The organism is Streptomyces sp. NPDC087270 (genome assembly GCF_044744625.1).
Taxonomy (GTDB): Bacteria; Actinomycetota; Actinomycetes; order Streptomycetales; family Streptomycetaceae; genus Actinacidiphila.
In genome coordinates this window covers 74265-93841 of the sequence record NZ_JBIUYR010000005.1, presented here as the reverse complement: position 1 = coordinate 93841, position 19577 = coordinate 74265, and the positions used below count along the sequence as shown (strand labels likewise).

At 73.8% G+C, this 19577-nt stretch carries 18 protein-coding genes; 11 read left to right on the top strand and 7 right to left on the bottom strand.

The window, feature by feature from the left end; genetic code table 11:
• Positions 1–230: 230 nt before the first annotated feature.
• Positions 231–1232 carry a beta-ketoacyl-ACP synthase III gene (locus tag ACIPAE_RS11805; protein ID WP_329362702.1) on the top strand — a complete coding sequence of 334 codons (1002 nt, stop codon included), beginning with the start codon at positions 231–233 and terminating at the stop codon, positions 1230–1232.
• Positions 1233–1485: 253 nt separating this feature from the next.
• Here ACIPAE_RS11805 and ACIPAE_RS11800 read toward each other — a convergent pair whose 3' ends face one another.
• A complete protein-coding gene (locus ACIPAE_RS11800) occupies positions 1486–2478 on the bottom strand; it encodes a phosphotransferase family protein (RefSeq protein ID WP_402444611.1) in 993 nt (330 codons plus the stop codon).
• Between the two features lie 182 nt (positions 2479–2660).
• On the opposite strand from ACIPAE_RS11800, the gene ACIPAE_RS11795 reads away from it, so the two are divergent.
• The gene (locus ACIPAE_RS11795; protein ID WP_402444609.1) at positions 2661–3941 is read left to right on the top strand and encodes a phosphodiester glycosidase family protein; all 1281 of its coding nucleotides are present in this window, start codon (positions 2661–2663) and stop codon (positions 3939–3941) included.
• Between the two features lie 180 nt (positions 3942–4121).
• Here ACIPAE_RS11795 and ACIPAE_RS11790 read toward each other — a convergent pair whose 3' ends face one another.
• Positions 4122–4994 carry a LysR family transcriptional regulator gene (locus ACIPAE_RS11790; protein WP_328471962.1) on the bottom strand — a complete coding sequence of 291 codons (873 nt, stop codon included), beginning with the start codon at positions 4992–4994 and terminating at the stop codon, positions 4122–4124.
• Positions 4995–5155: 161 nt separating this feature from the next.
• Here ACIPAE_RS11790 and ACIPAE_RS11785 point away from each other — a divergent pair, with 161 nt between their 5' ends.
• On the top strand, positions 5156–5779 hold the full coding sequence (locus ACIPAE_RS11785) for a nuclear transport factor 2 family protein (protein WP_402444607.1): 624 nt from the start codon (positions 5156–5158) through the stop codon (positions 5777–5779).
• A gap of 24 nt (positions 5780–5803) precedes the next feature.
• On the opposite strand, the gene ACIPAE_RS11780 is transcribed toward ACIPAE_RS11785, so the two are convergent.
• Positions 5804–7993, bottom strand: a complete 2190-nt coding sequence (locus ACIPAE_RS11780) for an MDR family MFS transporter (protein ID WP_402444605.1) — start codon at positions 7991–7993, stop codon at positions 5804–5806.
• 119 nt (positions 7994–8112) lie between these two features.
• Between ACIPAE_RS11780 and ACIPAE_RS11775 the strand changes: the two genes are divergently transcribed.
• Positions 8113–8511, top strand: a complete 399-nt coding sequence (locus tag ACIPAE_RS11775) for an RNA-binding S4 domain-containing protein (protein ID WP_329362689.1) — start codon at positions 8113–8115, stop codon at positions 8509–8511.
• Between the two features lie 48 nt (positions 8512–8559).
• On the opposite strand, the gene ACIPAE_RS11770 is transcribed toward ACIPAE_RS11775, so the two are convergent.
• Entirely contained in the window at positions 8560–8967 is a 408-nt protein-coding gene (locus ACIPAE_RS11770) for a VOC family protein (RefSeq protein WP_402444603.1), read from the bottom strand.
• A 240-nt stretch (positions 8968–9207) separates the two neighbouring features.
• Between ACIPAE_RS11770 and ACIPAE_RS11765 the strand changes: the two genes are divergently transcribed.
• Together ACIPAE_RS11765 and ACIPAE_RS11760 are read left to right on the top strand one after the other, a co-directional pair.
• Positions 9208–9642 carry a MarR family winged helix-turn-helix transcriptional regulator gene (locus ACIPAE_RS11765; RefSeq protein ID WP_329362685.1) on the top strand — a complete coding sequence of 145 codons (435 nt, stop codon included), beginning with the start codon at positions 9208–9210 and terminating at the stop codon, positions 9640–9642.
• Between the two features lie 46 nt (positions 9643–9688).
• Positions 9689–10876, top strand: a complete 1188-nt coding sequence (locus tag ACIPAE_RS11760) for an acetyl-CoA C-acyltransferase (protein ID WP_329362683.1) — start codon at positions 9689–9691, stop codon at positions 10874–10876.
• 79 nt (positions 10877–10955) lie between these two features.
• On the opposite strand, the gene ACIPAE_RS11755 is transcribed toward ACIPAE_RS11760, so the two are convergent.
• Positions 10956–12035 carry a glycoside hydrolase family 11 protein gene (locus ACIPAE_RS11755; protein ID WP_402444601.1) on the bottom strand — a complete coding sequence of 360 codons (1080 nt, stop codon included), beginning with the start codon at positions 12033–12035 and terminating at the stop codon, positions 10956–10958.
• A 576-nt stretch (positions 12036–12611) separates the two neighbouring features.
• Here ACIPAE_RS11755 and ACIPAE_RS11750 point away from each other — a divergent pair.
• Together ACIPAE_RS11750 and ACIPAE_RS11745 are read left to right on the top strand one after the other, a co-directional pair.
• Positions 12612–13481 (top strand): metallophosphoesterase family protein, encoded by an 870-nt coding sequence (locus ACIPAE_RS11750; protein ID WP_402444599.1) that lies wholly within the window; start codon positions 12612–12614, stop codon positions 13479–13481.
• Positions 13478–14182, top strand: coding sequence for a 4'-phosphopantetheinyl transferase (locus ACIPAE_RS11745; RefSeq protein WP_402444597.1), 705 nt, complete (start codon positions 13478–13480; stop codon positions 14180–14182). Before ACIPAE_RS11750 ends, ACIPAE_RS11745 begins: the two co-directional genes overlap by 4 nt.
• 52 nt (positions 14183–14234) lie before the next feature.
• Here the strand turns inward: ACIPAE_RS11745 and ACIPAE_RS11740 are convergent, their stop codons facing one another.
• The gene (locus ACIPAE_RS11740) at positions 14235–15284 is read right to left on the bottom strand and encodes a LacI family DNA-binding transcriptional regulator (RefSeq protein ID WP_329362675.1); all 1050 of its coding nucleotides are present in this window, start codon (positions 15282–15284) and stop codon (positions 14235–14237) included.
• 315 nt (positions 15285–15599) lie between these two features.
• Between ACIPAE_RS11740 and ACIPAE_RS11735 the strand changes: the two genes are divergently transcribed.
• Together ACIPAE_RS11735 and ACIPAE_RS11730 are read left to right on the top strand one after the other, a co-directional pair.
• Positions 15600–16892 carry an alpha-L-fucosidase gene (locus ACIPAE_RS11735; RefSeq protein WP_402444595.1) on the top strand — a complete coding sequence of 431 codons (1293 nt, stop codon included), beginning with the start codon at positions 15600–15602 and terminating at the stop codon, positions 16890–16892.
• Positions 16893–17093: 201 nt separating this feature from the next.
• The gene (locus tag ACIPAE_RS11730; RefSeq protein WP_402444593.1) at positions 17094–18281 is read left to right on the top strand and encodes an ROK family protein; all 1188 of its coding nucleotides are present in this window, start codon (positions 17094–17096) and stop codon (positions 18279–18281) included.
• A 72-nt stretch (positions 18282–18353) separates the two neighbouring features.
• Here ACIPAE_RS11730 and ACIPAE_RS11725 read toward each other — a convergent pair whose 3' ends face one another.
• Positions 18354–18875, bottom strand: a complete 522-nt coding sequence (locus tag ACIPAE_RS11725) for a YceI family protein (protein WP_329362669.1) — start codon at positions 18873–18875, stop codon at positions 18354–18356.
• A gap of 121 nt (positions 18876–18996) precedes the next feature.
• Between ACIPAE_RS11725 and ACIPAE_RS11720 the strand changes: the two genes are divergently transcribed.
• Complete coding sequence (locus ACIPAE_RS11720) at positions 18997–19530, top strand: MarR family winged helix-turn-helix transcriptional regulator (RefSeq protein ID WP_328471990.1); 534 nt, start codon at positions 18997–18999, stop codon at positions 19528–19530.
• Positions 19531–19577 lie beyond the last annotated feature (47 nt).

The window sequence follows — 19577 nt, the reverse complement described above, 5'->3', positions numbered from 1 at the left end:
CGGTGAGCGGCGGGAGCGGGCCGCGGGGCAGCGGGAAGCCGCCGTACGGCCGTCGCGTGCCGCCGCCGTGCCGCGCGCCCGGACGCCGGCGCCGGGCGACGCGGGCGCGGGTGCCGGGGTGGCTGTGCGCCGGGCCCCGGCGTGCGCGGGAGAATCGGGGAGGCACCCATCGGGGGTGCCGCGGCCGGGGGTGTGGACCTCCCGGCCGGTCGATGGCCTGAAAGGCTCCCATGAAAGCTGAGATCGCTGTGCCCATGGGGGCACCGCACAGCCGAATTCTCGGAGTGGGCGCGTACCGCCCCCGGCGGATCGTGGACAACGCGGAGGCGTGCCGCCATATCGACTCCTCCGACGAGTGGATTCGCGCGCGGACCGGCATCGTGACCCGCCGCTGGGCCGACCCGGACGAGACGCTGGGCGTGATGGCCGAGGCCGCCGCCCTCAAGGCGATCGCCGCCGCGGGAATCACCCCGAGCGACGTGACCTGCGTGATCGCCGCGACCTTCACCCACCTGATGCAGACGCCGGCGATCGCCACCGAGATCGCCCACCGGGTGGGCGCCGACCGCGCGGCCGGCTTCGACATCTCCGCGGGCTGCGCCGGGTTCGTGCACGGCGTGGTGCTCGCCTCGGACGCGGTGCGGGCCCGTGGCGGCCACGTCCTGGTGGTCGGGGTCGAACGGATGTCCGACATCATAGATCTGACGGACCGTTCGACCGCTTTCATCTTCGGCGACGGAGCGGGCGCGGTCGTGGTCGGCCCGTCGCAGACCCCCGGCATCGGCCCCGCGGTGTGGGGCGCGGACGGCTCGCAGGCCGACGCGATCCGGCAGAGCGTGCCGTGGAACACGCTCAGGGACGACCCGCAGCACCCCTTCCCCGCGCTGCGCCAGGACGGCCAGCGGGTCTTCCGCTGGGCGGTGTACGAGATGGCGAAGGTCGCCGTGCAGGCGGTCGAGGCGGCCGGGCTCCGGCCCGAGGACCTCGACGCGTTCATCCCGCACCAGGCCAACGAGCGGATCATCGACAGCATGACCAAGTCCATGGGGCTGCCCGCCCGGGTGACCGTCGCGAAGGACATCGTGACCAGCGGCAACACCTCGGGGGCGTCGATCCCGATGGCGATGGACGCGGTGCTGGCGGCCGGCGACGCCGCCTCGGGGGACACCGCTCTGCTGCTCGGCTACGGCTCCGGCCTGTCGTACGCGGCCGTGGTCGCGACCCTGCCGTAACGGCGTCAAGAGCGCCGTACCGGCCAGCGGCCGACGGCGCGCCGTAGCACGAGGAGGCGGTGATCCGTGGATCACCGCCTCCTCGTCCGGCACCCCGCCTGAGCGAAATGCGCAGCCTACGGCCGTGTCAGGGCGGCCGCGAGCCGCAGGGGCATCCTCTCAGAGCACCCCGGTCCTCCGAAAGGATTCGGCCACTTCTGTCACAGCTGTCGCCGGGCGCGCGCCGCGTCCCCCGCCGCGTTCCCCGCCCGCGTCAGCCGGCCGCGGCGGCCAGTTCCCCGGGCAGCCGGGACCCGGCGAACTCCCGCGCCCAGGCCAGGTGCTCCCCGCCGTACCCGCGCGGCACCACCTCGACCAGCATGATCAGGTGCAGATACGCGCGGTACAGCGCGATCCGCCGCCGGGCCGCCTCGTCCCACGTGGTGCAACCGCCACCGGCCGCGTATCCGGCGCGGAAGGCCGGGTCGTCCTCCGGGACGCTGTCGGTCAGCTCCAGCGACGCGAAGTCGGCCAGCGGGTCGCCCCAGAACATCCGCTCCCCGTCGATCAGCCCGCCGACGCTCCGGGCACCGGGCGCTCCGACCAGCAGCACGTTCCCCGGCCACAGGTCGAAGTGCACCAGCGTCGGCGTCTCCACCCGCTCCAGCAGCGGACCGGCCGCCGCGAACGCCGCGCGCGCCTCGGCCACCGTGACCGGCAGCCACGCGCCGTACCGCTCGGCGTCGTCCAGGATGGCGTCGGTCATCGCGGCGAAGGCCGGCGCCCACCGGTCGGTGAGCGGGCCGGTGCTGCCGGACGGGTAGCCGAAAGCCGGGCCGCGCACCGCGTGCAGCCGCGCCATCAAGGTGCCCAACTCGCCCCGCAGCCGGGCGTTCTCGTCCTCACCCATGCCGTCCTCCGCCGCCACCAGGTGCCAGGGCCGGCCCGGGCTGTGCGTCATCAGCAGGTACGGCGGCTGCCCGGTGCCCTCGTCCGGTTCGGCCCGCACCACCCGCGGCGCGGGCACGTCCGCCGCCTCGGCGCCCACGTAGAACCGCTCCTCGCCGTGCAGCAGCCCGGCCTCGTAGCTCAGCCGCGGCAGGTGCGCGGGCGGCGGGACCTTCAGCACCAGGCGGGTGCCGTCGGTGAGGTCCACCGCGTGCAGCGCGTTGTACGTGCCGCCGGTCAGCGCGGTGGCGGCGGCGATCCGGTCGGCGGGCACCCCGGCCCGCGCCATCACCGCCGCCACCTCGTCGTGTGCTGCCATGCCCGCGGCCCCCTCGTCGTCAGTGCCCCGTGCGAGGCCCGGCCACCCTACGGCGCCGGCGCGCCCGGGCGGCGTGCGGCGGGTGGGTGTTTCTGGGCGCCCGCGCGATACACCGGCACCCACAAGGGTCATTACGTATGAAAAGCGGATCGATGTGCGCGCGGGCACATGGAAGGAGCGGCATGACGATCGCGGAACAGCAGCCCGACGGTGACACCGCCGACCCGGCGGGCGGCGGCCCCGGACGCAGACCGCGCAGGCGGCTGCTGCCCTGGAAGCACCGCCGCGACCTGACCCCCGCGCAACTGCGCCGCCGCCGCATCGTCACCCGCGGCGCGCTCGGTGTCTGCCTGGTGTGCGCCGGCACCATCGGCTGGTCGGTCGGCAGGGCGCTGACCTACCCCGGCAGCGACAGCACCGAGGCCCGCCTGGCGGAGTGGGCCCGCGACCACGAACTCGGCTTCGTGGTCGACAAGCTGGAGAACGTCCAGTACCGGATGCACCCGCCGAAGGTCGGCGGCACCCTGTCCGCCGACGCGCTGGCCCGGATGAAGGCCACCGCGGGCGCCACCGCCGCGGCCGGCGCGGCTTCGGGGGCGGTGCCCGGGAGCAAGGGCGCCGTCCACGGCCAGCCCCTGGTCGCACTGCGCGCCCCCATGAAGCCGCCGGTCAGCCCGGCCCTGCCCGGCGAGGGCGTCTACCGCACGCTCAGCAGCGCCCACGGCATGCCCATCGTCCAGGGCACCTATGTCCGCCCCGACGGCGACCACACCTCCTACGAGGCCGCCGTCGCGTGGATCAGCGGCAAGTACGCCCGCTTCCAGCTCCACCCGGGCTTCATGGAACCCGGCGGCACCTTCGACGTGCCGCCCACCATCCCCAAGGGCCGTCGCACCGGCCTCGTCGCCACCTGGAACGGCGGGTTCCGGATCACCGACGGCGGTTCCCGCGGCGGCTTCTACCTCGACGGCAAGACCGACGGCGAACTGCGCGACGGCGCCGCCTCCGAGGTCTTCTACAAGGACGGCTCCATCAAGGTCGGCGTCTGGGGCCGCGACGTGCGCATGACCCCCGACGTGGTCGGCGTACGCCAGTGCCTGCAACTCATGGTCGACGGCGGCAAGGTCGTCCCCGACATCGACGACGACTCCAACTGGGGGGTCAGCGACCAGGGCGGCATGTTCGTGCCCCGCTCCGGCGTCGGCGTCACCGCCCAGGGCGACATCATCATGGTCGTCGGGCAGGCGCTGAACGCGCAGAGCCTCGCCGACCTCATGCAGCGCGCCGGCGCCGTCCGCGCCATGCCGCTGGACATGAACCGCGCGTGGCCCTCCTTCATGTCCTACGACAGCAGCCACGACCCGGCGAACCCCAAGCCCACGAACATTCTCGACTTCGAGGACCCGCCGGACCGCTACTACGTCCAGGCCACCCGCGACTTCGTGGCGGTGTACGCGCGCTAGCCGAGCAGACCCTCCGGTCCGGCCGGTCCCGTCCCCACGGTTCCCCGCCCCCTGGTAGGTGCCGCTCCTTCCGCGGAAGGAGCCGCAACTGCCAAGGGGCGCGGGGAACGGCGCGCGTAACCCTCCACCGGCAGGTGATCCCGGAACCGACAGAACCGGCCACCCCGGGGGGGACACGGCTCAGCCCGCGGCAGCGACAAACGCCCGGATACGCGCGTTGACGCGCGACGTGCGCCAGACCGGACCCCACTCCAGGGACGGCGTGTCGTGGAACGGCACGTAGGCGACGTCGGGCCGGGCGTGGAAGCGCGTGGCGTGCGCCCCGACCGGGAAGACCCCGAGGCCCGCCCCCACCAGCGTGAGGATCTCCTGGAAGGTCGCCGCCGAACGCCCCGCCGTGATCGCGCGGCCGCCCGGCGTCAACCGCGGCGAACCCGGCTCCCGCCAGTGATCCGGCAGCGAGCACGGCGCCTGGAGCACCTCCACCCGGGCCAGGTCTTCCACCGACACCGAGCCGCGCTGGGCGAGCGCGTGCCCGGCCGGCACCGCCAGCATCCGCGGCTCCGACAGCAGCACCGGGCCGTTGGCCAGATCGGGACCGGTCAGCGGCAGGCACGCGATCAGCACGTCCAGCCCGTCGGCCCGCAGCCGCTCCAGCGCCTCGCCCATCTGCACCTCGCGGATCTCCACCTCGCACTCCGGGTACCGGGTCCGGAACGCCTCCGTGGCGCGGATCATCAACTGCCCGGCCGCCGCCCCCACGAAGCCGACCCCCAGCCGGCCGCTCACCCCGCGCCCGGCCGCGACCGCCGTGGCCAGCGCCGCCTCCAGCCGCTCGAACGCCGGGCGCAGGTCGTCGTGGAGCCGCCGCCCGACCGGGGTCAGCGCCACGCTGCGGCTGGTCCGCTCGAACAGCGGCGCGCCCACCCGCCGTTCCAGCTTCCCGATCACCTGGCTGACCCGGGCCGTCGTCACCCGCAGCCGGACCGCGGTCCGCCCGAAGTGCAACTCCTCGGCCAGCGTCAGGAACGCCTCGATCTCGTACCGCTCCACGCCTGGCCTCCGTTCCCCCGGCCCCGCCCAGACTCCGACCGCCCCGGCCGCAACCGCGCCGCGGGGATGTCCTTGATCCACCGACAAGTATTAAATCCCACTTAACGATCGTTGAGCCAACGGCGATTGATCGGCCGGGTCCGGGCCCGCAGCCTGGACGCATGCACCTCTCCCGCACCCCGCTCGGCACCGACGCCGCGGCCGCCACCCGCACCCGGCCGTACGCCCTCGACGCGCTCCGCACCGAGGACGCGGTCCGCGAACTCGCCGACCGCGCCGAGATCACCGACGCCCTGTACCGCTTCGGCCTCGGCCAGGACCTGCACGACCGCGCCCTGTTCCGCTCCGCGTTCGCCGACGACGCCACGCTCGACTTCGGCCCGGCCGCGGCGGCATGGGGCGGCCACAGCCCCGTGATGACCGGCGCCGACACCATCGTGGACACGATCCTCACCGGCTTCGACGGCCGCGTCGGCACCAGTCACACCGTCAGCAACCCGCGCGTCGCCGTCGCGGCCGACCGCGGCAGCGCCGAACTCACCGCGCTGGTCGAGGCCCAGCACCTCCTCACCGCCGACCGTACGACGTACGCGCTGCTGAAGAACCTCTACGCGGTCGCGCTCGTCCCTGCCGGGTCCGGGTCCGGGTCCGGGTTCGGGGGCGGGTCCGCGGGCGATGACGGGGCCGGGGGCGGGGACGCGGCCGGGGCTGGGCGCTGGCTGATCCGCACCCTTCGGATCGACAACATCTGGTACAGCGGCGACCCGGGCGCCGTCTTCGGCTGATCCGCGCGTTGCCGGGCGGTCCGCTCAGCCCAGGGCCGGCGCCGGGCGGTCCCCGCCCAGCTCCGGACGGTCCCCACCCAGGTCCTCGGCGAGCAGCCGTTTCGCGATCGCGTCGGAGGCGGCCCGCAGGTCCGCCGTCGACGGCCGGCCCCAGTCGCTCTCCAGCCGCTCGTTCAGCCACCGCGCCCACGCCTCCGTCAGCGCCGACGCCTCCCGCTCCCCGGCCGCCGTCGTGGACACGAACGTCCCGTCGAGCGTCAACCACCCGTCCGCGGCGGCCCGTTCGAACGCCGGCAGCAGCACCTCCGGCGGCAGCCGGCGCCGCGCCGCGATCATGTTCACGTTCGCGTGCCCCACCACCCGCGTCAGCACCACCACCTGCATCACCGTCCACGCGCCCAGCACGTCCAGCCGGGTGTCGGCCCCGCTGAGGATCTGCCGCGCGGCCGCCGGACCCGACCCGTGCATGATCTTCGCCACCGCCGACTCCAGCAGCTTCTCGGAGTCGCCGGTGCTCGGCTGCGCGAAACCCTCGCCCATGTCCGTCGAGGCCGCCCGCGCCGAGTCCCGCAGCGGCACCTGCTTCAGGAACAGCGCCACCACGAAACCCACCGCCGCGACCGGCACCGTCCACAGGAACACCGTGTGCAGCGAGTCCTGGTACGCCCGCACCAGCGGCGCGGCCTGCGCGGCCGGCAACCGGTGCAACCCCTCCGGGCTGCCCGCCGCCCGCGCCAGCACCGCCGGCGACGCCCCCGTCGCCCGCGCTGCCCGGGCCACGCCCCGCGCCAGGTTCGGCCCCAGCGCGTTGGCGTAGATCGTGCCGAACACCGCGGTGCCGAACGCGCTGCCCAGCGTCCGGAAGAACGTCACCCCCGACGTCGCCGTACCCAGATCCGCGTACGCCACCGTGTTCTGCACCGCGATCGTCAGCACCTGCATGCACAGCCCGATGCCGACCCCCAGCACGAACATGTAGACCGACTCCGCCGCCGCCCCCGAACCGGCCCCCATCCGCGACATCAGGAACAGCCCCACCCCCATCACCAGCGACCCCGCCACCGGGAACCACCGGTACCTGCCGGTCTTGCTGATCACGTTCCCGCTCGCCACCGACGCGATCAGCAGCCCCACCACCATCGGCAGCGTCCGCACCCCCGACAGCGTCGCCGAGTCCCCGTCCACGTACTGCAGATACGTCGGCAGGAACGTCATCGCGCCCAGCATCGCGAACCCCACCACGAAGCTCAGCACCGAGCAGACCGCGAACACCGGGGTGCGGAACAGCCGCATCGGCAGCATCGGTTCGACCGCTCGCGTCTCCGCCACGCAGAACAGCGCCAGCCCCACGACCCCCGCCACGAACAGCCCCAGGATGACCGGCGAGCCCCACCCGTACGCGTTGCCGCCCAGGCTGGTGGCCAGGATCAGCGCGCTCGCGCCCACCGCGACCAGCCCGATGCCCAGGTAGTCGATCACCGGCCGGCCTGCCGCCCGCACCGACGGGATGGTCCGCGCCGCCGCCAGCACCACGACGACGGCGATCGGCACGTTGACGTAGAACGCCCACCGCCAGGTCAGGTGATCCGTGAACAGCCCGCCCAGCAGCGGCCCGATCACCGTCGCCACCCCGAACACCGCGCCGATCGCGCCCTGGTACTTGCCGCGCTCGCGCAACGGGATCACATCGGCGATCAGCGCCATCGCGGTCACCATCAGCCCGCCCGCGCCCACCCCCTGCACCGCGCGCCACACGATCAGCAGCGTCATGTTCGTCGCCAGCCCGCACAGGAACGACCCCGCGACGAACACCACCGCGGACACCTGGAAGACCAGCTTCCGGCCGAACAGGTCGCCGAACTTGCCCACCAGCGCGGTCGCGACGGTCTCCGCCAGCAGGTACGACGTCACCACCCACGACATGTGCGAGGCCCCGCCCAGATCGGCCACGATGGTCGGGAGCGCGGTGCCCACGATCGTCTGGTCGAGCGCGGCCAGCAGCATTCCGAGCACGATCGTGGCGAACACGACGTTGCGCTGCCGCACCGGCAGCACCGGTGCGCCCGAGTCCGGCCCGGGACCACCGGCGCCGGGTGCCCCCGCACCTGGTGTGCCCGACCCCCGCGGGCCCGGGCCCGCTGCTCCCGGCCCCGCTGCTTCCTCGCCCGCCGGGGCGTCCGCCGCGTCCACCGGCCCCACCGCGTCCGCACTCATCCGGCCACCCTCACACGCCCCGCCCGGCGCCGGCCGGACCGCGCCCACCTGGCGCAACGTCGCCACCCATCCGGCCGATGCCGTGAAAACCGCTGGACGCCCGCCGTAGGCTTCATCCCATGGCGGCAGAACACGAGCAGCTCGGCGGCACCGTCCGCGTCGACTCCTGGATCTGGTGCGTACGGCTCACCAAGAGCCGGTCGCAGGCGGCCACCGCCTGCCGGGCCGGCCACGTCAAGGTCAACGGCGAGCGGGTCAAACCCGCGCAGGCGGTCAAGGTCGGCGACGAGGTGCGGCTGGTGCACGCCGGCCGCGAGCGCGTCGTGGTCATCTCCCGCCTGCTCGCCAAGCGGGTCGGCGCCCCCGTCGCTGTCGAGGCGTACGTCGACAACAGCCCGCCCCCGCCGCCGCGCACCGACGCGCTCGCCCTCGGCGTACGCGACCGCGGCGCCGGCCGCCCCACCAAGCGCGACCGCCGCGAACTGGAACGCCTGCACGGCCGCCGCCCCCGCGACTGACCGTCCCACGCATCGACGGCCCGGCCGGCGGCGACCTCCGTCGAGGGGTCAGTAGGACTGGAACTCCAGCAGGTTGCCGTCCGGGTCGCGCAGGTGGGCGGTGCGCGTGGTGGGGCCCCATTCGGGGCGGGCGGTCGGGGGAGCGACCGGGGTGCCGCCGTGGCGCAGCGCCAAGTCGTACGCGGCCGTCACATCGGGCACGCGGCTGACCAGCATCGCCCGGTCCTGGGCGGCGGGGGGCGAGGCGGGCAGGGAGCCGGTGCCGGCGACCTCGGCCATGGCGGCGCGGTCGAAGAGCATCAGCAGCCCCTCGGTGCCGACGTCCCAACTCGCGTACGGCCCGTCCGGGCCACCCCGGGTGAGGGTCGCGCCGAGCAGGGCGGGCAGCAGGTGGTCGTAGAAGCGGAACGTGGCTCCGAAGTCGCCGACGAGCAGGCGCGGGTGGAGGGCGTCCATGGTGGGCTCCGGGGTGACGGGTGACGGGTGGTGGGTGACGGGTGACGGGGGACAGGTGGTGGGCGGTGGGCGGTGGGCGGCGCGAGCCGATTAGTGGGTGCGCACCCATGATGGGGTGAGCCTAGCGCAGGTGAAGGGGCGCCACCCATCGTGGGGCCCACCTTTCATGGGTGCCCACCCATCAACGGCTCGCCCCATCAATGGCCCCACCCATCATGGGTCACCGCCTACACTGCCGGAATGGACCCCCGCACGCCCCCCAGCCTCGCCGAACTCACCACCTACCTCCTGTCGAAAACCGGCAAGGAGGCCCGCTCCCGCCTCGCCGAACGCCTCGCCGAGGAGGGACTGCGGCTGTGGCACATGGCGGTCCTCGCCGCCCTCGCCGACTTCGGCCCGCACGCCCAGCGCGACCTCGCCGCGCGCGTGGCCATCGACGCCAGCGACATCGTGAAGGTCGTCGACGACCTGGCCGAGGCCGGCTACGCGGAGCGGGCCCGCGACTCCGTCGACCGCCGCCGGGTGAACGTCGCCATCACCCCCAAGGGCCGCACCGCCCTGAAGCGGCTGCGCCTGAAGGCCGCCGTCGTGCAGGACGAGATCCTCGCCCCGCTGGACGGCGACGAGTGTGATCAGCTGCACGCGCTGCTCAGCCGGGTGTACGACGGGCTGTGACTCGGCATAAACTCACACTGCTAGTTTCTCGCCCGAGGAGTCCGCGATGCGCCCAGTCCACTTCGCCGCCGCCCGCCGCACCCCGATCGGACGGCTCCGCGGTGCGCTCGCCACGGTCCGGCCGGACGACCTCGCGGCCACCGCGATCCGCGGCCTGCTGGACGGCGTTCCCGCGCTCGACCCGGCCCGGATCGACGACGTGTACTGGGGCGCCGCCAACCAGGCCGGCGAGGACAACCGCAACGTGGCCCGGATGGCCGTGCTGCTCGCCGGCCTGCCCGACACCGTGCCCGGCGCGACCGTCAACCGGCTGTGCGCCTCCGGCATGGAGGCCGTCACCTCCGCCGCCCGCATGATCGCCGCCGGCGAGGCCGACATCGTGCTGGCCGGCGGCTCGGAGTCCATGAGCCGCGCGCCCTTCGTCCTGGCCCGCCCCGACGAGGCCCTGCCCCGCGCCCTCCAGACCCACGACACCCGCCTCGGCTGGCGCCTGACCAACCCGCGGATGCCGGAACTGCACGGCGTGCTGGCGATGGGCGAGACCGCCGAGGAGGTCGCGGAGCGGTACGGCGTCAGCCGCGCCGACCAGGACGCCTTCGCGCTGCGCAGCCACCGCAACGCGGCCGAGGCCCGAAAGAACGGCCTGTTCGACGCGGAGATCCTGCCCGTCGCCCGCCCCGACGGCGTGGTCGTCAGCCAGGACGAGAGCATCCGCGAGGACACCACGGCCGAACGCCTCGCCGCCCTCAAGCCCGTCTTCCGCGCCGACGGCACCGTCACCGCGGGCAACGCCTCGCCGATGAACGACGGCGCCGCCGCGCTCCTGCTGGTCAGCGAGGACGCGCTCGCCGACCTCGGAGTGGAGTCCCTGGGCCGCTACGCCGCGGGCGCGAGCGCCGGAGTGCACCCCGACGTCATGGGGATCGGCCCCGTCCCGGCCACCCGGCGCGCGCTGGCCCGGCTCGGCCGCGGTATCGACTCCGTCGAAGAGGCCGAGTTCAACGAGGCGTTCGCCGCCCAGGCGCTCGCCTCGGTACGGGAACTCGGCATCGACCCCGACCTGGTCAACCCCACCGGCGGCGCCATCGCGCTCGGCCACCCGCTCGGCTGTTCCGGCGCCCGTATCCTCACCACCCTCCTGCACCGGATGCGCCGTACCGGCGCGGCGCGCGGTCTGGCCACGATGTGCGTGGGCGTCGGCCAGGGCTCCGCCGTCCTGGTCGACCGGGCCTGACGCACGCCATCCGCGAGCGGGCGCACCGCGCCACAGGGGTGTGGCGCGGTGCGCTGCTGGGGAGTTCGGGTCGGGGCGGTCAGGACGCGCTGCACGAGACGGACGGCCAGGTCCATGTCCCGTTGGTCTGGATCGTGACGCCCCAGTTGCTGCCGTTGCCGTTGGGGGTGGCGGTGAGTACTTGGCTGCTGGGGTAGGCGGCCGAGATGTTCCAGGTCGCGATGATCTTCTCGGGGGAGGGGACGTTCATGGTGACCGTCCAGTTGGCGGCGCCGCTCACCGTGACATTGAGGTTGTACCGGTCGCTCCACTGCTCGCCCGCGGACAGGGTCGCGGTGCAACCGGTGCCCCCGCCGCCGCCCGTGGTGCCACCGGTGGTCGAACCGCCCGTCGTGGAGCCGCCTGTGCTGCCGCCGGTGGTGCTGCCCGTGGTGCCGCCGCCGCTGCCGCCCACCGTGATGTTGGAGTTCCCGCTGCTCTGGTAGCCCTCGGTCGCGAGGATCTGGTAGTTGAAGGTGCCGAGGTTCATGCCGTCGCGGGCCCACGCGTCGAAGTGGTTGCCCGCGGTGATGGTGCCGCCGGTCCGCTTGGACTGCCGGACGCTCCAGTACTGGTTGAAGGTCGCGGTGCCCTCGATGGAGGGGGCGTTGGTGCGTGTCGTCTCGTAGATGTCGTACGTGCCGCCGTCGCTGGTGACCGTGCCCTTGTAGGTGCCGGTGGGCCGGTAGGTGCCCCAGTTGTCCACGATGTAGTACTCGACGAGCGGGTTCGTGGTCCAGCCGTACAGCGACAGGTAGGCGTTGCCGGACGGGTTGAAGCTGCCCGAGTAACTCACGTTCTGCCGGGAGCCGGTGCTCCAGCCCTTGCCGGCGACGAAGTTCCCGACGTTGCTCCACGAGGTGCTGTAGTTGCCGCCGGAGCCCAGGTCCATCGAGACCGACCCGCCGCCGTCGGTCCAGAACGAGTAGTAGTAGCCGTTGTTGGTGCCGGTCTGGCTGGTCGTGATGATCGTGTCGGCGTTGGCGGTGCCCGGCAGGATCAGCGCCGCGACGGCGACCAGGACGACGGCGCAGGCGCCGCCGACGAGCAGTCTGAGGCGGCCGGGCAGGTCGAGCCGCGCGCGGGCGCGGCTCGCGGGGCGTGCGGGTGTGTCGTTCATGTGCGTGCTTCCTCCTGGTGAAGGCGGGTGGGGGGCCGGGCAGCGTGGAACGACCTTGCGGGCTGTCGGTGTTCGGGCGTGACGGCGACCGCGCGTCGGCTCGTACGACGCGGCCGGGACCGACCGGTCGCCGTCGTAGGGACGGCGACCGGAGGACCGGGCCGTGGGGGTGGCCCGGGTCGACGTCGGTGGAGACCTGTCGACGGCGAACAGTGTTGGTCGGGCCGCTCGGGCTGTCAACACTTTCGGCATGAACGGCGAAAGAGTCGCCGTCGATTCGCGCTGCCGCAAAGGGAGTTGTCCCCAGGTCAACTGCCCTTGCGGGCGAGGCTTGTTCGGCCGCGATCCGAGGTGATCCAGAATCTTCGATGCGGTTCGCGGGTCGATATCAGCGAAAGTTTCGACCTGGTGACCGATCATGCTGTACGGCGTGTGAGCGGGCGAGCGCGCGGAGGTGGCGGTCCGTCACCCGTACGGGCACGGGCCCCGTCACCACCGCGGCGGCGCGGACCGGAAAACACCGGCACACGGGCGAAGTCGGCCCGCGGGCGGGAACCGTCTGGGAGGATCGGAACCGTGCAGACATCGACCGCCGGCGCCCCGCACCTCCTCGCGATCAGCGACCTGCACGTCGGCTACGAAGCCAACCGCGACATCGTGGAGAAGATGCGGCCCGGCGGCGAGGACGACTGGCTGATCGTGGCCGGCGACGTCGCCGAGCAGGTCGAGGACATCCTGTGGGCGCTGCGCACCCTCAAGGAGAACTTCGGCACCGTCATCTGGCTGCCCGGCAACCACGAGTTGTGGACCCCGCCCAAGGACCCGGTGACCCTGCGCGGCGAGGCCCGCTACCGGCACCTGGTCGAGGAGATCCGCCGGCTGGCCATCGTCACGCCCGAAGACCCGTACCCGGTGTGGGAGAGCGCCACGGGCCCCGTCGCGGTCTGCCCGATGTTCCTGCTCTACGACTACACCTGGCGCGACGGCACCCCCGGCGCCACCACCAAGAAGGCCGCGCTCGACCACTCCAGCGAGCTGGGCGTGGTCTGCACGGACGAGATGCTGCTGCACCCCGACCCGCTGCCCGGCATCGACGACTGGTGCCGTGCCCGCGTCGCCGCGACCGCCGACCGCCTGTCGGCCCTCGACCCCGAACTGCCCACGGTCCTCGCCAACCACTGGCCGCTGCACCGCGATCCCACCAGGGTGCTGCGCTACCCGTCGTTCGCGCTGTGGTGCGGCACCGAACTCACCGAGGACTGGCACGTCCGCTTCCGCGCCACCGAGGTCGTCTACGGCCACCTGCACATCCCGCGCATCACCTACCGCGACGGCATCCGCTTCACCGAGGCGTCGCTCGGGTACCCGCGCGAATGGGGCGCGCGCGACGCCGGCCCGCTCGGGCCGCGCCGCATCCTCGCCGGCCGCCCGGGGGCCGGGCGATGATCGAGCATTTGCTCCCCCCCGCGGTCCGCACCCGGGCCGCCTACGGCGACGAACTCGACCGCGTCCCGCTCCACCCCGAGGAGGAGCCCGCCGTCGCCCGGGCCGTGCCCAAACGCCGGGCCGAACACGCCGCCGGGCGCGCCTGCGCGCGGGAGGCGCTGGCCGCGCTCGGCCTGCCCGCCGGCCCGATCCCGCGCGACAACGCCGACCGCGGCGCCCCCGTCTGGCCCAAGGGCGTCGTCGGCAGCATCACGCACTGCGAGGGATACCGGGCCGCCGCCGTGGCCCACGCCGCCGACATCCTCGCGCTCGGCATCGACGCCGAGCCCGACGGCCCGCTGCCCGACGGCGTCCTCGACGTCATCCACTCCACCCCCGAAGAGCGCGCGGCGCTCGCGGAGTTGACCGCCGCGAAGCCCGAAATGCACTGGGGGCGGCTGCTGTTCAGCGCCAAGGAGACCGTCTACAAGGCGTGGTATCCGTACCACCACCGCATGCTCGGCTTCGAGGAGGCCGAACTCCTGCTGGCCCAGGACCAGTCCGCGTCCGGTCCGGCCCGCGGCACCTTCACCGCCCGCGTCCTCGTGCCCGGCCCGCTCCTCGCCGACGGGGTCGGCCCGGCCCTCTTCACCGGCCGCTGGATCGCCCACGCCGGCCTCGTCGCCACCGTCATCGCGATCCCGGCCCCCTCGGAGAGCTGAGCGGCGCCGGCGCGGACGTTCGGGCGGAGGGGTGGAGGTCAGGCGTCAGGCATCAGGCGGAGTGGCGGCGGACCAGGGTGGTCTTGAAGATCACCGAACGGAGCTGCTGGGCCGGGTCGTCGATCAGCGCGAGCAGCAACCGGGCCATCTCCGCGGCCATGTCCTCCACCGGCTGCCGCACGGTGGTCAGCAGCGGGCGGGAGGCTGTCGCCGCGCTGCTGTCGTCGAAGCCGACGACGGCGATGTCCTCCGGCACCCGGCGGCCCAGCTCGCGCAGGGCGAGCAGCGCGCCCTGCGCCATCAGGTCGTTGGCGACGAACACGCCGTCGGTGTCGGGGTGTTCGGACAGCAGCGTGCGCATCGCCGCCTCGCCGCCCTCCTGCGTGAAGTCGCCCTCGATGTCGGGCGCGTACGGGTGGCCGTGCTCGGCCATCGCGTCGCGGAACCCGGCCAGCCGGTCCCGGCCGGCCGGTGAGTCGTACGGGCCGGCGATGGTGGCGATCCGGGTGCGGCCCAGGGACACCAGGTGCTCGACGGCCAGTTTGACGCCCGCCTGCTGCGCGATGTCCACGAAGCTGATCGGCACCCGGGTGGTGGGGCGGGCGAACAGCACCGTCGGCAGCCCCGCCTCGGTGAGCAGGAACGGCAGCGGGTCCTCGGGCGCTATCGACACCAGCACCACGCCGTCGATGTGCTGCTGGCGCAGGTTGTCGACGAGTTCGCGCCGCACGTCGTCGGAGTCGGCGAGCATCAGCACCGGGTGCACGCCGCGTGGCCGCAGCACCGTCAGCAGGCCGCCGACGATCCGGCCGAAGAACGCGTCGCTGAACACCCGTGCCATGAAAGGGTCGTCGGCCGGGTGCTCGGGCACCGAGAAGACCAGTGCGACCGAGTCGGTGCGACGGGTCACCAGGGTGCGGGCCGCGCGGTTCGGCACGTAGCCGGTCTGGGCCACCGCCTCCTGGACCACCTTCTGGATCTCCGGGTCGACGTTCCGCGTGCCGTTGACCACCCGGGACACCGTCGCCCGCGACACCCCCGCGGACCGCGCGACGTCTTCGAGGGTGGGCAGGCGCGGACGGCCCGGACGGCTGGTGGTCATACCTGCCTTTATACCACGACGGGAGAGCGCTCTCCCGTTGCCCCTGGGCGGCGACAACCCGCAGATGGGACGGGGTGCGGCGGCCCCCCGCCGACTGCTGAGCCCCGCTCCGGGCCGCGGGCCCTGGGCCCGCGGTGCCGTATTCGTGCTGCTGTCCTGCCGCGTTCTTGCGGTCTTCCTGCCTCCTTTCCGCCGCCTTCCTGCTGCCTTTCTGCGGCCTCCGACGCCGCCTTCCTGCGGCCTCGCACCTGCGGGGATTGATCGGCGGGGCCGGCGGACTTAGGGTCGAGGCCGTCCGGTCACACCTCCGATGTATTGGAGCGGTTGCGGCTCATGCCCATGCAGCCCTGGTTCCCCGACGCCAAGCTCGGCATCTTCGTGCACTACGGCGTCTACGCGGTCGACGGCGTCCCCGAGTCATGGGCGTTCTACGACGGCCGGGTCAGCCACGAGCAGTACCTGGGCCAGCTCGGCAGGTTCACCGCGTCCCGGTACGAACCGGACACCTGGGCACGGCTGTTCGCCCGCGCGGGCGCGCGGTACGCGGTGCTCACCACCCGCCACCACGACGGTGTCGCGCTGTGGGACACCGGGCAGCGGGGCCTGTCGGTGGCGCGCGACACCCCGGCCGGCCGCGACCTGATCGGCGGATACGCCGACGCGCTGCGCGCGCACGGCCTGCGCGTCGGGCTCTACTACTCGCACTCGGACTGGTCGCACCCGGACTACCCGACCGTCCGCCACCCGTCGCCGCCGGCCGAGATCCCGGTCAACGACAACCGCTTCAGCGCCCCCGCACCGGGCGCGGAGGACCCCGCCGCGTGGCGCCGCTACCTGGCCTACCGCAACGCGCAGGTAGCGGAGTTGACCACCCGCTACCGCCCCGACCTGCTCTGGTTCGACGGCGAGTGGGAGCGGTCCGCCGAGCAGTGGGGCATCGACGCGCTCGCCGACGAGATCCTCGCGGCCACCCCGGATGTGGTGCTCAACTCCCGCATGCTGCACCGCGGCGACTACGCCACGCCCGAGCAGGGTGTCCCGCTGCAAGCGCCGGACGGCCCCTGGGAGTTGTGCCTGACGGTCAACGACTCCTGGGGCTACCAGCCGCACGACCACCGGCAGAAGTCGGTCGGCCAGCTCGTCCGCTACCTCGCCGAGACGGTCGGTGCCGGCGGCAACCTGCTGCTCGACGTCGGCCCGCGTGAGGACGGCACGATCACCCCCGAGCAGATCGCCCGCCTGGAGGGCCTGGGCGAGTGGGTGTCGCGGCACGCGGACGCGGTGTACGGCACGGTGGCCGGACTGCCGCCCGGCCACCACTACGGCCCCAGCACCCTTTCCGCCGACCGCCGGACCCTCTACCTGACCTGTTTCGACCCGCCGCGCGAGACGGTGTCGGTGCGCGGCCTGCGCAACGCGGTGCGCCGGGCCACCGTGCTGGGCACCGGGACCGAGCTGGGCCACCACGTCACCGGCGGGCTGCACGACGTGCCCGGCGTGCTGTGGATCGACGCTCCCGCGCCGGGTGACGTCGACCCGTACGCGACGGTGCTGGCGCTGGAGTTGGACGGCGAGCTCGACCTGTACCGGGGGACCGGCCGGGACTGAACCCCGGGTTCGCCGCCTGCTGCCGGGACGGGGGTGAGGCATCCGATGTCTGCCGGGCCGCAGGCGCGGTGACGGCTGCCGCTCGCTCCCCGCCGGCCCGGTGGAGAGCGCTCACCGGGGGACCGGGAGAGCGCTTCCCCCCTGGTGGCGGTCGACCCCCGATCTGGCACGATGTGCCGGGTACGGCGACAGGGGGGCCCGGTGAAGCGCGATGTGGGGCGGACGACGAGGGATCTGCGCCGGCACAACCGCACGTCCGTCCTGACCAGGCTCTACCTGAACGGCCCGGCCAGCCGGTTCGACCTGGCGCGGGTCACCGGGCTCAGCGCGGCGACGGTGAGCAACGTGGTCACCGACCTGCTCGGCGACGGCCTGGTGGCGGAGGCCGGGCTGCTGGACTCCGACGGCGGCCGCCCGGCCGCTCTGCTGGCGGTCGAGCCGGGATACGCGCAGGTGGTCGGCGTGGACATCGGCGAGACGCATGTCGAGGTCGGCCTCTTCGACTGGACCCTCGACACGCTGGCGACCGCCACCCACTCGATGGACGGCGGCCGTTCGGACCCCGTGCTGCTCGCCGCGTCGGTGCTCGCGGGCATCGCGGAGGTCACCGCCGAGGCAGGGGTCGATCCGGCCGGGCTGCTCGGCGTCGGCGTCGGCGTGCCCGGCGCGGTACTGCCCGGCGGGCTCGTGCACGCGCCGACCCTCGGCTGGTCCGGCGTGCCCTTCGGCGACCTACTCGGGCCGCACCTCGCCGCCCCGCTGCAACTGGACAACTGCGCCCGCACCCTCGGCCAGGCCGAGATGTGGCGCGGCGCGGGCCGGGGCGCGGAGCGGGCGATCGTCGCGCTGCTCGCGGTCGGCGTCGGTGCCGCGGTGGCGACGGGCTCACCCGGTGGCGTCACCAGCGTGACCAGCGAGTGGGGCCACACCGTGGTGGAGAAGGACGGCGCGGCCTGCCGGTGCGGGTCGCGCGGCTGTCTGGAGGCGTACGTCGGCGCCGAGGCGATCCTCGCGTACTACGAACAGCGGCCCGGGGCGGTGGAGTTGGGAGGGGGCGACACCGAGGGGCGGCTGGCCGCGCTGATCGCCGCCGCCCGCACGCCCGGTGCCGCCGCGGACACGGTGCGCCGGGCCGCGGAGTACCTCGGCGTGGGCATCGCCAACCTGGTGAACCTGCTCGGTCCTGACCGGGTGATCCTCTCCGGCTGGGTGAGCGCCGCGATGGGCCCCGCGATGCTGCCCGCGGTGCGGGAGGTGATGGACCGTCACGTGCTCGGCTACCTCGCCGGTGGGACCGTGGTCGAACTCGGCCGGCTCGGTCAGGAGGCGGTCGCCCTCGGCGCGGCCACCCTCCCGGTGCACGAACTCCTCACCGCCGGCGGGAGTTGACCCGAGGGCGCGCGAGAGAGCCCGCCGGGCGGATCGGGTACACCGTACGGGGGACCGCCCGAGGGCGCGCGCTCAGCTCTCGCGGCGGTAGTGCGCGGTGACGACGACCGTGGACGGGCTGAGCAGCATGCCGAGTTGGTTCCACGTGATGCCGAACTCCGCACGGTCCACGGGGAGATCGGCTTCCAGGGTGGCCTCCTGGGGCGAGGCGAGGGTGACCCGGGCGGGGAAGGCGATCGGGCGGGAGACGCCGCGGACCGCGAGGTCGCCGGTGACCTGGACCTCGCCGGAGCCGTCCGCGGGGGCCGTGACGGAGCTCGCGGTGAAGACGATCGTCGGGTGCTCGTCGACGGCGAAGAAGTCGGCGGAGCGCAGGTGGGTGTCGCGCTTGCCGTTGCCGGTGTCGAGGGAGGCGGCGTCGATGGTGAGGGTGCCGCGCCCGGTGCCGTCGGGCGCGACCTCGCCCTCGCCGCTGACGGTGCCGAAGGTGCCCTTCACCGTCAGCAGCCCCCAGAACGTCTTGCTGCGGAAGCCGACGGAGGAGCGCGCGGGGTCCAGCACCCAGCGTCCGGCTTCGGCGGTGGTCTGCGACATGGATGTCGTCCTCTCCGGGCGCGGGCGGGCCGGATCGGCCCCTCGGGCTGATGGAACGCTCAATACGTTACCAGTAATTAGCTAACCAGCGAGATGATAGCTCGAAGGCTATCCTGGAGCCATGGTGGTGGAACCCGTACGGAGCAACGCGGCGCAAGCGTGCCCCGACGCCGACGAACTGGCCCTGCTGAAGCGGTGGCACGCCCTCCAGTCGGGCGTGCGACGGCTGACCGACGACATGCTCGCCGACGTCGAGGCCGAGCAGGGGCTGGCGCCGAGCTCCTTCCAGGCGCTGATGTTCCTGGTCACCGCGCCCGGTCAGGCCGCGCCCATGAACCAGCTCTCCGCCGCGCTCGGCTTCTCCACCGCCGGCACCACCAAGCTCGTCGACCGGCTCGCCGACGCCGGACTCGTCGAGCGCCGCCCCTCCGACGCCGACCGCCGGGTGGTCTACACCGCGCTGACCTCGGCCGGCGCCGAGTCCGTGCTCGCCGCCTCCCGCTCGCTCGCGCGGACCCTGCGGGCCCGGGTCGTCGCGCCGCTCGGCGAGGACGTCTTCCACGCGCTGTCGGAGGCCGTGGGCTCCCTCGACCCGTTCGGTACGGCGCCGGGCACGCCGCCGAACGGATCACCCGCGGTCCCGTCCTGCCCGTGATCCGCTCGTCGCCGTTCGCGGCGGGGCCCCGTCGGGCACACGCGTCG